14 protein-coding genes are annotated in these 14,388 nt (G+C 62.0%); 5 read left to right on the top strand and 9 right to left on the bottom strand.

Annotated elements, in window-relative coordinates:
- Nucleotides 1–294: 294 nt before the first annotated feature.
- Both MSKU9_RS04555 and MSKU9_RS04560 read right to left on the bottom strand, forming a co-directional pair.
- Entirely contained in the window at nt 295–552 is a 258-nt protein-coding gene (locus tag MSKU9_RS04555) for a hypothetical protein (protein ID WP_141260149.1), read from the bottom strand.
- A 53-nt stretch (nt 553–605) separates the two neighbouring features.
- A complete protein-coding gene (locus MSKU9_RS04560; RefSeq protein WP_141260217.1) occupies nt 606–1,871 on the bottom strand; it encodes an adenosylmethionine--8-amino-7-oxononanoate transaminase in 1,266 nt (421 codons plus the stop codon).
- Nucleotides 1,872–1,932: 61 nt separating this feature from the next.
- Between MSKU9_RS04560 and MSKU9_RS04565 the strand changes: the two genes are divergently transcribed.
- The 3 genes from MSKU9_RS04565 to bioD are packed head-to-tail and all read left to right on the top strand — an operon-like array spanning nt 1,933 to nt 5,197.
- Entirely contained in the window at nt 1,933–3,126 is a 1,194-nt protein-coding gene (locus MSKU9_RS04565) for an aminotransferase class I/II-fold pyridoxal phosphate-dependent enzyme (RefSeq protein ID WP_141260150.1), read from the top strand.
- A complete protein-coding gene (locus MSKU9_RS04570; RefSeq protein ID WP_141260151.1) occupies nt 3,123–3,791 on the top strand; it encodes an alpha/beta fold hydrolase in 669 nt (222 codons plus the stop codon). Before MSKU9_RS04565 ends, MSKU9_RS04570 begins: the two co-directional genes overlap by 4 nt.
- Entirely contained in the window at nt 3,788–5,197 is a 1,410-nt protein-coding gene (gene bioD, locus MSKU9_RS04575; RefSeq protein ID WP_141260152.1) for a dethiobiotin synthase, read from the top strand. The genes MSKU9_RS04570 and bioD overlap by 4 nt, the downstream gene beginning before the upstream one ends.
- 82 nt (nt 5,198–5,279) lie before the next feature.
- Here the strand turns inward: bioD and lexA are convergent, their stop codons facing one another.
- Both lexA and MSKU9_RS04585 read right to left on the bottom strand, forming a co-directional pair.
- Nucleotides 5,280–5,954, bottom strand: a complete 675-nt coding sequence (gene lexA, locus MSKU9_RS04580; protein ID WP_141260153.1) for a transcriptional repressor LexA — start codon at nt 5,952–5,954, stop codon at nt 5,280–5,282.
- Between the two features lie 118 nt (nt 5,955–6,072).
- Nucleotides 6,073–7,281 (bottom strand): molybdopterin molybdotransferase MoeA, encoded by a 1,209-nt coding sequence (locus MSKU9_RS04585; RefSeq protein ID WP_141260154.1) that lies wholly within the window; start codon nt 7,279–7,281, stop codon nt 6,073–6,075.
- Nucleotides 7,282–7,439: 158 nt separating this feature from the next.
- Between MSKU9_RS04585 and rpmG the strand changes: the two genes are divergently transcribed.
- A complete protein-coding gene (rpmG, locus tag MSKU9_RS04590) occupies nt 7,440–7,607 on the top strand; it encodes a 50S ribosomal protein L33 (protein ID WP_003620129.1) in 168 nt (55 codons plus the stop codon).
- Between the two features lie 73 nt (nt 7,608–7,680).
- On the opposite strand, the gene MSKU9_RS04595 is transcribed toward rpmG, so the two are convergent.
- Nucleotides 7,681–8,010: an FtsB family cell division protein gene (locus MSKU9_RS04595; RefSeq protein ID WP_141260218.1), complete on the bottom strand. Its 330-nt coding sequence runs from the start codon at nt 8,008–8,010 to the stop codon at nt 7,681–7,683.
- A gap of 60 nt (nt 8,011–8,070) precedes the next feature.
- Nucleotides 8,071–9,351: a phosphopyruvate hydratase gene (gene eno / locus MSKU9_RS04600; protein WP_141260155.1), complete on the bottom strand. Its 1,281-nt coding sequence runs from the start codon at nt 9,349–9,351 to the stop codon at nt 8,071–8,073.
- 137 nt (nt 9,352–9,488) lie between these two features.
- Here eno and MSKU9_RS04605 point away from each other — a divergent pair, with 137 nt between their 5' ends.
- Entirely contained in the window at nt 9,489–9,971 is a 483-nt protein-coding gene (locus MSKU9_RS04605; RefSeq protein WP_141260156.1) for a DUF3429 domain-containing protein, read from the top strand.
- 167 nt (nt 9,972–10,138) lie between these two features.
- Here MSKU9_RS04605 and MSKU9_RS04610 read toward each other — a convergent pair whose 3' ends face one another.
- The 3 genes from MSKU9_RS04610 to MSKU9_RS04620 are packed head-to-tail and all read right to left on the bottom strand — an operon-like array spanning nt 10,139 to nt 14,276.
- Nucleotides 10,139–12,460: a xanthine dehydrogenase family protein molybdopterin-binding subunit gene (locus tag MSKU9_RS04610; RefSeq protein ID WP_141260157.1), complete on the bottom strand. Its 2,322-nt coding sequence runs from the start codon at nt 12,458–12,460 to the stop codon at nt 10,139–10,141.
- Nucleotides 12,453–12,926: a (2Fe-2S)-binding protein gene (locus MSKU9_RS04615; RefSeq protein ID WP_010507850.1), complete on the bottom strand. Its 474-nt coding sequence runs from the start codon at nt 12,924–12,926 to the stop codon at nt 12,453–12,455. The genes MSKU9_RS04610 and MSKU9_RS04615 overlap by 8 nt, the downstream gene beginning before the upstream one ends.
- Before the next feature lie 21 nt (nt 12,927–12,947).
- Complete coding sequence (locus MSKU9_RS04620) at nt 12,948–14,276, bottom strand: cytochrome c (RefSeq protein ID WP_141260158.1); 1,329 nt, start codon at nt 14,274–14,276, stop codon at nt 12,948–12,950.
- Between the last annotated feature and the right edge of the window lie 112 nt (nt 14,277–14,388).

A 14,388-nucleotide genomic window follows, 5' to 3' on the forward strand; every position in this document is an offset into this window, starting at 1 on the left:
CATCAATGCCTCCCGACGCGCCATCAGCAACGCCTTGATACAGGCTTCTTCCGTGCTGTAGAGACGCTCGAACTCAAGGTCCGTCAGACCCTTCATGACTTTCAACATCACCAGAACTCCCGCCACCCAAGTTCATATGGGATGTCAGAATACGTCCGGTAAGGCCGTGCTGTCTTGTTGATACGCGGGAAGGGAATTAGGTGTCCGCACGCAGGGATCAGGGTGGTCCTGACGTCTCGATACGGTGTATCGACGCACCACCGTAAGGAACCGGATAACGTCCGGATACAGCCTTCAGGCGTGTGCGTTAACCAGACGCCAGACCTTGCGCCTGCGTCCATCACTGGCATCCGGGGCGTCTTCCACCGTGACCAGCCCCTGATTACGCAGCGCCTGTAACGCCAGCCGGGCATGGTAGGTGCCCAGCTCGGGGAACAGGTCACCGATTTCGCGCACTGAACGGGCTTTCCCGTCCGACAGGATCTTCAGCACGATCTGTCGCTTGCTATCATGATTTGTCATGCGCCAGGATCGATGCTGAAAAAAAGTCATGTCTTTTCTATACCAGATCCGTCCCCAATGGCCTAGCGCCGATACGGCCCTTCCTACACAGGTTGCGCCAGTACGGTCCGGATGGCTGCGGTCAGTCTGCCCAGCTCGGACGTGGTTATGTTAAAGGCTGGCGTCAGATAAACGATATTACGGAAGGGCCGTACCCATACCCCCTGCGCGATCAGGGCGCTCTTCAGCGCATTCATGTCACGTATGCGGTCCAGTTCCACCACGCCGATCGCCCCCATCACGCGCACATCCACCACATGGGACAGGTTGCGACACGGTTCCAGTTCGGTACGCATCTGCTGTCCGATATGTGCAACCTGTTCCAGACGGTTTTCGCGTTCAAACAGATCCAGCGAGGCATTGGCGCAGGCGCATGCCATGGCATTGGCCATGAAGGTCGGCCCGTGCATAAGCGCATGCAACGGATTATCCGACAGGAAAGCGTCATACACATGCGTGCGCGCCACCGTGGCAGCCAGCGCCATCGTCCCCCCCGTCAGCGCCTTGGACAGGGTGATGACATCGGGCACGATCCCGGCCTGTTCACATGCGAACAGTGTGCCGGTGCGCCCAAAGCCGGTAAATATTTCATCCAGTATCAGCAGCACGCCATGCCGGTCCGCCAGCATGCGCAGGTTGCGCAGGACGTCGGGGGAATGGAACAGCATCCCACCCGCGCCCTGCACCAGTGGCTCGACAATAATCGCGGCGATACTGTCGCCTGATTGAGCCAGCAGTTCATCCAGTGCCCGCACGCTGTTGGCATCCACGGGCAGGTCGGCAATGAAATGTTCAGGCAGCGCCCCCTGATACAGGGAATGCATGCCTTCGTCGGGATCGCATATGGCCATGGTGGCCATCGTGTCACCATGATAGCCGCCACGGAAAGCCAGCAGCTTCGTCCGGCCGGTCTGGCCACGGTTCAGCCAGTACTGGATGGCCATCTTCATCGCGACCTCGACCGCGACGGAACCGGAATCGGTAAAGAACACCCGCTCCAGATCTCCCGGCAGCATGGCGGCCAGACGGCGGGCCAGTGTCAGCGCAGGTTCATTGACCAGCCCGCCAAACATGACATGCGGCATCCGTCCAAGCTGATCGCTGACGGCATTACGGATATGGGAATGGTTGTAACCATGGCAGGCCGTCCACCATGATGCGATACCATCAATCAGTTCCGACCCGTCCGCCAGTGTAATGGTGCGCCCGTGCGTGCTGACGGCGGGCAGGGGGGGCAGGGTGGTCTGCATCTGGGTATAGGGAAGCCAGACATGCTTCATGCCGCGTTCCAGCCATTGGGGTCCATGCATGCGGCCACTCCATGATATTGCGTGGGCGGGATTGACCGGGGCTGTGCGCTCCGGCAGGAGAATGCGCTTCATGGCCCGTTTTGATCCAATTTTCCAGACCGCGCTCGACCATATGGCGGATACGCATACCCGCCGCGTGCTGCGTCCCGTACAGCATGTAGGGGCAGCCACCGTTATCCGTGGCGGCCGCGAACTGATCAATTTCTCATCCAACGACTATCTGGGCCTGTCCCACCATCCCGCGCTGGGTGCACGCGCCGCCGAATGGCTGCAGCAGGACGGAACCGGCGCAGGTGCATCCCGCCTTGTGACCGGGACCAGCCCACGCCACATGCAGGTCGAGGCACGGCTGGCTTCATTCAAGGGATGCGAGGCCGCAGTGCTTCTGTCCAGCGGGTGGCAGGCCAATGCGTCGGTACTGGCTGCACTGCTACGGCTGGCGGCGGGGCAGGGAGCGCCACCGCTGGTTTTTACCGACCGGCTGAACCATGCCAGCCTGCATCAGGGCTGCATGGCGGCCGGTGTACGGCAGATCCGTTTCCGCCATAATGACCTTGAACATCTGGACAGCCTGCTGGACCGTCATGCAGGGGACGAACGCACCATGCGGGTAATCGTGACCGAAAGCGTATTCAGCATGGACGGCGATCGCACCGATATCGCGCAACTGACCGCCATTGCCCGGCGGCATGGTGCGTTTACCTATGTTGATGAGGCCCATGCCACCGGTGTGCTCGGTCAGCAGGGACGCGGACTGTGCGCGGGACATGATATCGATCTGGTCATGGGGACGTTCAGCAAGGCACTGGGGGGATTCGGGGCCTACGTGGCGGGGTCACGGGCTTTATGTGACTGGCTGGCAAATGCATGTTCGGGCTTCGTATTCACGACCGCGCCGCCACCTGCGGTGCTGGGGGCAATGGATGCGGCGCTGGAGCTGGTGCCCACGCTGAATGAAGTCCGGGCGCGGCTGTCCCGCAACGCCGCCCATATCCGGCATGTGATACAGGCGTGCGGGCTGTCATCGGGACCGTCCACCACCCACATCATACCGATCATGATAGGGGAAGCCGCACAGGCGCTGGCGTTCGCAGGCCATATGGAGACCCACGGCATCCTTGCCACCGCCATCCGTCCCCCCACGGTGCCACCCAACGGCAGCCGCATACGGCTGGCGCTGAGCGCGGCCCATACCGACAGCATGATTGACCAGCTGGCCCACGCCATCACCCGTGCCGCCCGCGTAATCACATGACCTCGCCTGCATCCTTCCCCCCGATCGCACTGGTACATGGCTGGGCCTTTGACCCGACATTCTGGGATACGACCCGCACGGTCCTGGGTCAGGCGCGCACGATGTGTACTGATTTCGGCTTCTTTGCACCCCAAGCGGTGCTGACGTTACCCCAGGTTCCCTATATCGGGGTGGGGCATTCGCTGGGCGCGTTGTGGCTGCTGCGCAACCATGGGCCCCTATGCCGGGGGTTGGTGCTGATAAATGGTTTCAGCCGCTTCGGGACCGCCACGGACTTTCCCGACGGCATTCCACGGCGCGTGATCGAGCGCATGCATGCGGGCCTGCTACGCGCGCCCAAAGGGCTGCTGCACAGCTTCCGCCTGCGTGCCGGGATTGATACACCACTGCCGTCCCACATCGAACGTAACCGGCTGGAACAGGGGCTGCTGGCCCTTATGGACATGGATTGCCGGACCGACCTGCAACAGGTCACATGCCCGGTCCATGTCATTGCAGGAATGGACGACGCCATAGCCCCCCCCACGCTGACACATGCCTGCTTTCCCCCCGGTGGCGACATACAGACCCAATGGCTGGATGGCGGCCACCTGCTGCCGCTGACCCACACCACAACCTGTACCCATGCCATTATGGCCATGACCGGACGGATAACCGCACCATGACCCGCAAGGACAGCATCGCCGCCCGTTTTGGCGCGGCACAGGGATATGAACAGGCTGCCCGGGTCCAGCGTATTGCGGCCCGCGAACTGGCACGCCGCATCGCCACTCACCATGCTCCCGGCAGTGCCCCCGCCCGCATTCTGGAGATCGGCTGCGGCACCGGCTTCCTGACCCGTGCACTACGCAGGCTGTTCCCCGATGCTCACATCACCGCCACCGATATTGCCCCCGCCATGCTGGACCGTGTGGCACAGCGGATGCCCGGTGATGACAGGCTGTCCCTGCACCGCATGGATGCCGACGCCCCGGACGTGGCGGGACCGTTCGACCTGATCTGTTCCAGCATGGCCATGCAGTGGTTTTCCGACCGGGCGCGAACCCTGCACTTACTGGCTGACCTGCTGATACCGGGGGGACAGATGGCGATGGCTACCCTGTGCGCGGGTAGCTTCAGGCAGTGGCGGGATGCGTATGCGCGTACCGGGATCATGTGCCCCACGCCCGATTACCCCGCCATCGAACAGCTACAGGCCGAATGGCCCGCCCGTGGCGCGGGGATGTGGCACGATGCCGAGATTATTGACACCCCGGACACCCCATTGGCTTTCGTGCAGGAGCTACGCACCATCGGAGCCACGCATACGGACCATGCCCCTGCCACGGCAGGCCAGTTGCGTCGTGTCATGGCTGCTGCGGAAATGGATGGTCCTTTTGCCGTGTCCTATCAGGTAGCCTATGGGCTGTTCCGCCGCGCGTTCTGGCCGGGGGTATTCGTCACCGGCACGGATACGGATGTAGGCAAGACGGTGACATCCGCAGCCCTGGTACGGGCATGGAACGCGGCTTACTGGAAACCATTGCAGAGCGGCACGGATGACGCGCCATCCGACAGCATGGGTGTGCGACAGCTTGCGAAGCTTGACCCCGCACGTCTTTATCCACCAGCCGCAACATTCGGCGCATCGCTATCGCCCGAGGACGCGGCCCATGTGGCCCATACCCGTATCGACCCCGCCGCCATCACCCTGCCGCACCATGCGGCCAGCGACGGGCCGCTGGTTGTGGAAGGGGCGGGCGGCGTGTTTGTGCCAATTGCCGAAAATTACCTGATGATCGATCTTATGGCACGGCTGGCCCTGCCGGTGGTGCTGGTGGCCCGCAGCCAGCTTGGCACGATCAACCATACGCTGCTCAGCCTTGCAGCATTACGGGCGCGTGGGCTGCACGTAGCGGGCGTGATCCTGAACGGCGCGCCCGAACCCCATGGCCGCAGCGCCATCGAACGCCATGGGCAGGTCCGCATACTGGCCGAATTCCCGTCCCTGGTCCCCATGGGACCAGATGCAGTCACGCAACTGGCCGCACGCCTGCCCACATGGGAACAGGTAGCAGCGGACGCTTCCTGAAGGCCGTTTCAGAAAGGGCAAGTTTCCTGAAGTTTAAAAAAAAGCTTCACCAAAAACTTTTCGTGGTTCGCAGGCGGGCTTTTCAGTAACGGCGGATCAGGCCCGCCAGCGTGCCCTGCACACTGACACGCCCGGCAGGCAGCACGCGGGTTTCATAATGGCTGTTGGCGGGGACCAGCGCGATCTCGCCGCCTTCGCGGCGCAGACGCTTCAGCGTGACTTCCTCCCCATCGATCAGGGCAACGACAATCTGCCCATCCGTGGCGTGCGCGCCTTCACGGATGATGACCATGTCACCATCCAGAATCCCTGCCTCCTGCATCGAATCACCCGTGACTTCCAGCGCATAATGGCTGGCCTTGCCCAACATGTCGGCCGGGACAGTGATGCGGGCGGTTTCCGCCGTGATGGCTTCAATGGGGTTGCCTGCGGCAATCCGCCCCACAAAGGGCACATCCACCACCCCCGCCAGCATTTCGGGGGAAGGCAGGTCGGGAACTGGCGCGGGCGAATCGGACGGAGCGGGCCGAGGCGGCACTTCGATATCAGGCAGGCGCAGGATTTCCAGCGCGCGGGCGCGGTGATGCCTGCGGTGGAGGAAACCGCGTTCCTCCAGCGCCGAAATCAGGCGGTGAATGCCGGATTTGGAACGCAGGCCCAGCGCGTCCTTCATTTCATCAAAGGATGGGGAGAAACCCGTCCTGCGCAGGTGGCTATCGATAAACAGCAAAAGTTCATGTTGTTTCTTCGTAAGCATGCCACATGTCCTTTTGCCGTTACCGGGGCGCCCGGGCCGAAACGTGATGGAACAAACCAAAAACCTGTTCCTGTGTTCTATATTGGTTCCCCATGCCGCGTCAACCGGCATCCAGTACCTATTCCATAACGCGGTCGATACGGATCACGTCGCACGGATCGCCCGCTTTTGCGGGTGCCGCATGGGGCGCACGCAGGATCAGGGCGCCACTTTCCGCCAGTACATGCAGCATGGCCGAATCCTGTACGGCGAAGGGAGTCGCCACCAGCCGTCCATCCGCGTCATGCCCGAGGCGCGCGCGCAGGTGGTCCATGCGCCGGTCGTTTTCGGGCACGTCTGCCCCCAGTACCGCGCGTTCCGGCGGCACGACCGGCGTGGTCAGCCCCGCCATGCGGCGCAGCGCGGGCAGGATAAACACAACCGAACAGACAAACGCCGCCACCGGATTGCCCGGCAGGCCGATAAATGGCAGGCGGCCCAGATGCCCATACATAAGCGGACGCCCCGGCCGCATGGCGATTTTCCAGAAATCGGTTTTGAGCCCGACCTGTTCCAGCCCGCGCCGGACAAGGTCATGGCTGCCGATACTTGCGCCCCCAGCCGTCACCAGCATGTCCACGCCATCAACCATGCGTTCCAGCATGGCAAGGTCGGCCATGTCGTCACGCAGCACCGGCAGCATGACCGGGTCGGCCCCCGCCGCGCGCAGCAGGGCGGCCAGCATGGGGGTGTTCGAATTGGCGATCTGTCCCGCTCCGATCCCGCTTCCGGGCAGCAGCAGTTCATCCCCCGTCGCGGCGATGGCCACGCGCGGGCGGCGCGTTACCTGTATCCAGGCATGGTTGGCGGCGGCGGCAAGGCCGATATCGCGCGCCGACAGCCTGCGCCCGACGGGAATGATTTCCTGGCCTTCGGCAAAGTCCTGACCCCTGCGCCGGATATAGGTGCCAGGGGCAAGGGTGGTCGTGGTGGTGACGGATGTGTCCTCCGCCTGTGCGTTTTCCTGTATCAGTACGGCATCCGCACCAGGTGGCACGACCGCGCCAGTGAATATGCGCACGCATTCACCCGGCCCCACCGTGCCGTCAAAGGGATGGCCCGCAGGCGCTGCCCCGATGCAGGACAGGCGCGCGCCCCGCGCTGACAGGTCGGCTGCGCGCACGGCATAGCCATCCATGGACGAGACATCGGCCGGGGGATTGGACAGCCGGGAGATGACGGGAGCCGCGCTGACGCGACCACAGGCATCAGTCAGGGCCACGACCTCGGATGGTAGGGGAAACACCCCGTCAAGAATCCGTTTGCGCGCTTCGGGGACGCTCAACATCGTGCACTGCGCTCCTTTTTTACCCATTGTGTGCGAATTTAATCAGAAATATCGGCCAAGGCGCTTGACCTGCGCCTTGTGTATGCGCATTTTCCGCCCACTTGAACCACTGCTGTACCTGAATGTTCCAGCAGCGGCAAAGCAGTGCTGAGGATATCATGGCCAAGACCAACACCATCCAGATCAAACTCGTCTCCACGGCGGACACCGGCTACTTCTACGTGACCAAGAAGAACGCCCGCGCCCAGACCGGCAAGATGGAAATGCGCAAATATGACCCCGTCGCCCGCAAGCACGTGGCCTTCCGCGAAGCGAAGATCAAATAATCTTCCGCTCAAACGGATATAAAAAAACCCCGGTAATCGTGCCGGGGTTTTTTTGTGCCTGTCATGTGAGCAATCAGTACAGATGGTCGTGTTCCCCATAAGGAACGACGATTTCATCCTGCCGGGCCAGGTTCTGCATGGAACGCGCACGTTCATCCAGCAGGTCGGTATCCAGTGCGCCTTCCTTCAGCCCGCGCACGCGGCGCAACCAGACTTCCTGTTCCGCCGAGGCATCTTTCTGGGCGGAACGGGCCTCATCCAGCAGGTGCAGCTGTGCGGCATAGCTGTGCAGCCCATGTTCGCCCCGCATCACGTTCCAGCCGAAATAAGCCGTAAGCCCGATAAACAGGGCAGGGGGGATGGTTGCACCCATCACGCGCTTTATGATCTTGCCCAGCTGCATCGTATCCCTTTCCCGCCATGTCCTGTTGCCGGACGGGATTACCCCGTCCGGCACGGGATGTCACCCGTTCTTCAGGATCGTGCGCCCGGCATAACGCGCGGCCGTGGCCAGTTCGTTCTCGATGCGGATCAGCTGGTTGTACTTCGCCGTCCGGTCCGAACGGGACAGCGACCCGGTCTTGATCTGCCCGCAGTTGGTCGCCACCGCCAGATCGGCGATGGTGCTGTCTTCCGTCTCTCCCGAACGATGGCTCATCACGGCCGTATAACCGGCATGCTGGGCCATCTGAACGGCTTCCAGCGTCTCACTCAGCGTGCCGATCTGGTTGACCTTGACCAGCAGGGAATTGGCGACACCGGCCTTGATGCCACGGCGCAGGCGGTCGGGATTGGTCACGAACAGATCATCCCCCACCAGCTGCAGCTTGTGCCCAAGGTTGGCAGTCAGTTCGGCCCAGCCTTCCCAGTCATCTTCCGCCAGGCCATCCTCGATGGAGACAATGGGGTAGCGTGCGGACAGGTCGGCCAGATAGGCGATCATGCCAGCGGCATCCAGGCTCCTGTCCTCACCTTTCAGTTCATAACGACCATTCCTGTAGAACTCGGTCGCGGCGCAATCGAGCGCGAAGGTCACGTCATCACCTGGCCGGTATCCTGCCGCCTCGACCGCGCGCATCATGAAGCCCAGAGCCTCATCGGCTGATTTCAGCGCGGGCGCGAACCCGCCTTCATCCCCGACGTTGGTGTTGTAACCGGCACCCGACAGGCTTTTCCTGAGCTGGGCAAAAATTTCCGACCCCATGCGGATCGCATCCGTCACCGTGGGGGCACCCACCGGCTGGATCATGAATTCCTGGATGTCGATGGGATTGTCCGCATGCTGGCCGCCATTGATGATGTTCATCATCGGCACCGGCAGGGTGCGGGCATACACACCGCCGACATAGCGGTATAACGGGGTCTGCAGTTCTTCGGCCGATGCCTTGGCCACTGCCAGCGATACACCCAGAATCGCATTGGCGCCCAGGCGGGATTTGTTGGGCGTGCCATCAAGGTCGATCATCGCCTCGTCAATGGCGACCTGATCGGTCGATTCCACGCCCTGCAGGGCTTCAAGGATTTCATGCTCGACATGGCTTGCGGCCTTGAGCACGCCCTTGCCGCCATAACGCTTGGGATCACCGTCACGCAGTTCAACAGCTTCATGCGCGCCGGTAGACGCGCCCGAAGGGACCGCGGCCCGGCCTTTTGCGCCGGACGCCAGTTCAACATCCACCTCGATGGTGGGATTGCCACGACTGTCGAGTATTTCCCGGGCGATGATATCGATAATGGCGCTCATGGTATCTGTTTCCTCAGATTTGACATTATGGGGATACGGCATACGACCGCATGCATATCCTGCCCCCACGATAACAGATGCAACGCATCATGCCAGAGTAGGCTATGCACAACATGACAAGATAGGAGAGACCCGCCGTGAAACGCCTGCCACTGCTTGCCATCGTCACCGCGCTGGCAAGCCTGCTGCCACTGGTTGGCTGCACATGCGCGATCCTGTTCCTGACCCCCGACCACACGCCACGCCTGCTGACGGCCGCCGTTGGGTATGGCGCGGTGATGCTGTCCTTTCTTGGCGCAGTACACTGGGGACTGGCGCTGGAACAGCCCGACATCATCCCCGCAGGCGGCACGCAGCGCCTGAGCAACCTGCGCCTTGCCATGGGGGGGACGCCTGCCTGTATCGGCTGGGTGGGACTGTGTGCGGCGACAGTGCATGAACTGATCGGGCTGCTGATCCTGATCGTGGGATTTGCTGCTACTGCTGTCGTCGAACGCATGGCATGGCAACGCGGGGCCATGCCGCGCGGTTACATGACATTGCAGTGGTTTGTCATATGCCTGGCGGAATTATGCTTTCTGGCCATACTGGCCGCCTGCATGGGCATGCGGCCCCATTGATAAATCGGGGGGCTGCAAACCATAGGAAGCTTTTTTCAAAAAGCTTCAGAGAACGCCAGCCTGGTGAAAAAAAGCGACACCCCAAAACCTTTGTTTTTTATCCCGGACAATAAAAAACCCCGGCATGCATCGCATCCCGGGGTTTTTCGTGTTCAGGTTGTAACCGCTTAACCGTTCTGCAGGCCGCGCAGCACATCCGCCGGACGGACCGGCATATGACGCAGGCGCACGCCCACGGCATTGAAGATGGCGTTGCCGATTGCTGGACCGACCACCGTCGTGCCGGGTTCACCCAGGCCCATCGGCTTTTCAGTGCTGGGCAGGAACTCGATGTCCATTTCCGGCGTGTCGGCAATACGCAGCGGCGTATAGGTGTTCAGGTTACGGTCAACCGGCATGCCGTTGACGATTTCCGTGTTCTCGAACAGGGCCATGCTCAGGCCCCACAGCGCGGCGCCCTCGGTCTGGGCCTTCGCGCCATCGGGGTCGACCACCGTGCCGGCATCGACAACAATGGTCAGCTTCTGGCATGTCACCACGCCGGTGCTGCGATCCACATGCACCTGCGCAACACAGCCGATCCATGTCGGCATGCCGCGTTCCTGACCCGCCGTGGTGGCAAGGCCCATCGCGGTGTCCTTGGGCAGGTTGGCCTTGCCCCAGTTCACCTTTTCCATAAGCCTGCGTACGACTGCGGCCTGACGCAGCGCGCCACCGACGGAATCGGGGGCCTGTCCCTTGTTACGACCCTGCGCGGTCAGCAGTTCAAGACGGAACTGCGCGGGATCCTTTTTCTGGCGGTGCGCGACTTCATCAAGGAAGCACTCGATCCCCCAGCTGGTCCAGCCGGGGCTGACCGAACGCAGCCAGCCGGGACGGAAGGTCTTTTCCGCCAGGTCATTGCGCAGCGCCCGCACCCGGAAGGCACCGACTTCATACCAGTGGTCACCACCAGCGATGGCGAACTGGTCATACGGCTTGCCATCCACGCCCTTTTCCATGAACGCTTCGGCCATCACGCCCGTGGGCCAGCCAGCGGCAGCCTGATAGTCCATGGAGGTAATCCTGTCGCTGGCGTCAAATGCCATGCGCAGGCGCTGGACCGAAGGCGAACGGAAGGAGTCAAACTGCATGTCATCTGACCGTGTCAGGATCAGCTTGACCGGCTTGCCCCCCAGCGCCTTGGACGCAAGGGCAGCCGGGATCATGTAATCCCCGTTCAGCCGGCGGCCAAACCCGCCACCAAGCAGATAGCTGCGCAGGATGACCTTGGATTCCGGCACCTGCAGCGACTTGGCCAGCGTGGGCAGGATCAGGCTCTGCCACTGGTTGCCTGCATGGATCTCGTAGACGCCGTCCTTTTCAAAGGCCAGCGCGTTGGTCGGTTCCAGCTGGTAATGCAGCACGGATGCACAGGTATACTCCTGTTCCATGACCGTGTGCGCGCTGCCGAAGGCCTGATCCACACCATCATCATTGAAGATGTAGACGCCGCCTTCCTTGTTATTGATCAGCTCCCGGCCACGGTCCTGAATGTCGCGTTCTGACGTGTGGATCGTCTCGCCCGGCGTCCATTCAACCTTCAGCGCATCGGTCGCGCGGATGGCGGCGCTGTAGCTTTCAGCCAGCACCACGACCCAGCCCTGCACAACCTGCGACGGATCATCAATCAGCAGGTACCGGATATAGCCCCTGATCTTCTTCGCATCGGTATCGTCAACCGAACGGACCTTGGAACCATAGCGTGTCGGCGGCATCTTGGGACGAGCATAGACCATGCCCTCCACCCTGGCGTCGATGCCATAGATGGCGGTGCCATTGGTCTTGGCGGGAATGTCCAGCGCCTTGAGTTCGGCATTGCCGATCAGCCTGCGCTCGCTTGCGGGCTTGAGCGGCAGCCTGGCCATTTCCTCGGGCGTGAAGGAATGGGACGGATGCCCCTTGGCCACGATGTCGCCAAAGCTGATCTGCCTGTTACCGGCACTGACAATGCTGTTGGCAACCGTGCACTTGTCCGGCGTGGTACCCAGCAGGCGTGCGCCTTCTTCCACCATGGCCGTGCGCGTCGCCGCACCCGCCTGGCGGAAGACATCCCATGTCATCCACACCGACCAGCTGCCACCAGTGACCATCAGGCCCCATTTGGGGTCGGTGTCCACATAGTTGATGCGGACCTTGCTCCAGTCGGCTTCCATTTCATCCGCGATGATGCGGGCGAGGGCGGTGCCGATATGCTGGCCCATTTCCGCGCGGATGATGTTGACCGTGATTTCCCCATCAGGTGCGATCGAACACCAGATGGTGGGTTCGAACGCTCCGTCACCCGGCAATGATCTGTCGAGCGGGAAAATCTGGTTGGCGGCTGAGGGGCGTGCGAAGCCAAACATGACGCCGGCGCCAAGCGAGGTGACAAGGAAGCCGCGACGTGACAGGGAAGCCTGTTCACGGCGTCCGTCCTTGCCAAGGCGGAAGCGGTTTAATCTACCCATTTGATGCATCTCCGCGTGCGGTGGCCGCGGCCTTCTTGATGGCCTCACGAATGCGAATGTAGGTCATGCACCGGCACAGGCTGCCAGCCATGACGGCATCGATTTCCTCATCCGTGGGAGAGGGGTAATCCTTCAGCAGGCTCACGGCCTGCATGATCTGCCCGGACTGGCAGTAGCCGCACTGCGGCACCTGGATTTCACGCCAGGCCTGCTGGACCGGGTGGTTACCCTCGGGATCGATGCCTTCGATCGTGGTGATGTCAGCGCCTTCGGCGGCGCTGACGGGGGTCACGCAGGAACGGGTGGCCCGGCCACCGATATGGATGGTGCACGCACCACACATACCGATACCGCAACCGAATTTCGTTCCGGTCAGGCCAACTTCGTCACGGATGACCCACAGCAGGGGGGTATCACCCGGTACGTCAACGGTTACTTCCCGTCCATTGAGGCGAAAGGTCGTCATGTTCTAGCTCCGTCTTTCAGCTCAATGGGACGACGCGACAGGGGGGACGGGCAGGGTCTTGCGAACCTCGCCCGCCTTCTTCTCCAGATCGGTCCACGGCGGCAGGGTCGTGCGGGTCGCACGCAGGTAGGCCGCCAGGCGGGCCAGATCCGCATCCGAGAAGGAATGGTAGAAACTGGGCATGGAAACGGTGGAAATGCCTTCCGTCGTCCCGATACCGCGCAGGATCACCTGGAACAGGTTGGTCGGCTCATCCAGCCACAGCGCGTTGTTCAGCGCCAGGTCGGGGCGACCTTCAACCGGCTGCGGGCCGGCATTGGCGTGACATGCGGCGCAGGCGCCTGCATACAGCTTCGCATTCGGGTTCACCTGCGGTCCGACCAGATCCTTCATGGATGCCTGCATGGCCCATGCAATGGCCTTGGGGTCCTGACTGACGCGGGTTGCGGAATGGTCGATCTGGGCCAGGTAATGTGCAATCGCATGCACATCGGATTCCGGCATCTCGCTCAGGCCGCCATGCACGACAGGCGACATGGGACCGGCGGCACTGCCATGCAGCGGAGCGGAACCGAAGCGCAGGTATTTGAAATACTCGTCTTCGGTCCAGACAACCGGGGTCGGGTTATGTTCATTGAGCGGGGGCGCGATCCAGTTGTCCACCGGGGCGCCATCATACGGCGCGCTGGCCTTTTCCGCACCCATGAGGTTACGCGGAGTATGACAGGCGGAGCAGTGGCTCAGCCCTTCGGCCAGATATGCACCACGGTTCCACTCGGCATCCTGGCCGGGATCGTTCTTCAGCGGTCCTTCGTGCAGGAACAGCAGTTTCCAGCCAGCCTGCTCCAGACGGATGTTGAAGGGGAAGCCCACCGTGTTGTCACGCTTGACCGAATGCACCGGCTCCCGCGTCATGAGGAAGGCATAGACATCATCGATGTCCTGATCCGTCATGTGCGTGAAGTGGTCAAACGGGAACGCCGGGAAAAGCTGCGTGCCGTCACGCGAAATGCCCTTGCGCATGGCGCGCTTGAAGGCGGCTTCCGACCAGTGGCCGATACCCGTTTCGGGATCAGGCGTGATGTTGGAGGAGAAGATGGCGCCAAAGGGCGTGTCCATCTTGTAATCGCCCGCAAGCTCCACGCCACGCTTGCCATCCGTGCGGGTATGGCATTCGGCGCAGTAGCCGCCAGCGGCCAGCACGCGCCCGCGCTCGATCTGCGCTGCGGAGAAAGAGGAAGGAGGAGGCGGTGCAACCGGTGCAATGGCCGGATACCACGCATAGGCAAGGAACCCGACGCCGCCGGCGACACCGATCCCCACAATCGCTGCTGCAATACGCTTAATCACGATGTTCTCGCGGTTGTGAAAGTCATCATATCACCCCGTATCATCCGCCCGGTTCCAGTGCCGGTATGGCGCGAAACACAAGAAACAGCGCATCGTTGCGCCGTCCTGAAGG

Origin of the sequence: Komagataeibacter diospyri (genome assembly GCF_006538165.1) — a bacterium.
Taxonomy (GTDB): domain Bacteria; phylum Pseudomonadota; class Alphaproteobacteria; order Acetobacterales; family Acetobacteraceae; genus Komagataeibacter; species Komagataeibacter diospyri.

Bases quoted from the DNA above. Each gene is read 5' to 3' on its own strand.
- MSKU9_RS04555 (WP_141260149.1), bottom strand. From the start codon at position 552: ATGACTTTTTTTCAGCATCGATCCTGGCGCATGACAAATCATGATAGC.
- MSKU9_RS04560 (WP_141260217.1), bottom strand. From the start codon at position 1,871: ATGCATGGACCCCAATGGCTGGAACGCGGCATGAAGCATGTCTGGCTT.
- MSKU9_RS04565 (WP_141260150.1), top strand. From the start codon at position 1,933: ATGCGCTTCATGGCCCGTTTTGATCCAATTTTCCAGACCGCGCTCGAC.
- MSKU9_RS04570 (WP_141260151.1), top strand. From the start codon at position 3,123: ATGACCTCGCCTGCATCCTTCCCCCCGATCGCACTGGTACATGGCTGG.
- bioD (WP_141260152.1), top strand. From the start codon at position 3,788: ATGACCCGCAAGGACAGCATCGCCGCCCGTTTTGGCGCGGCACAGGGA.
- lexA (WP_141260153.1), bottom strand. From the start codon at position 5,954: ATGCTTACGAAGAAACAACATGAACTTTTGCTGTTTATCGATAGCCAC.
- MSKU9_RS04585 (WP_141260154.1), bottom strand. From the start codon at position 7,281: ATGTTGAGCGTCCCCGAAGCGCGCAAACGGATTCTTGACGGGGTGTTT.
- rpmG (WP_003620129.1), top strand. From the start codon at position 7,440: ATGGCCAAGACCAACACCATCCAGATCAAACTCGTCTCCACGGCGGAC.
- MSKU9_RS04595 (WP_141260218.1), bottom strand. From the start codon at position 8,010: ATGCAGCTGGGCAAGATCATAAAGCGCGTGATGGGTGCAACCATCCCC.
- eno (WP_141260155.1), bottom strand. From the start codon at position 9,351: ATGAGCGCCATTATCGATATCATCGCCCGGGAAATACTCGACAGTCGT.
- MSKU9_RS04610 (WP_141260157.1), bottom strand. From the start codon at position 12,460: ATGGGTAGATTAAACCGCTTCCGCCTTGGCAAGGACGGACGCCGTGAA.
- MSKU9_RS04615 (WP_010507850.1), bottom strand. From the start codon at position 12,926: ATGACGACCTTTCGCCTCAATGGACGGGAAGTAACCGTTGACGTACCG.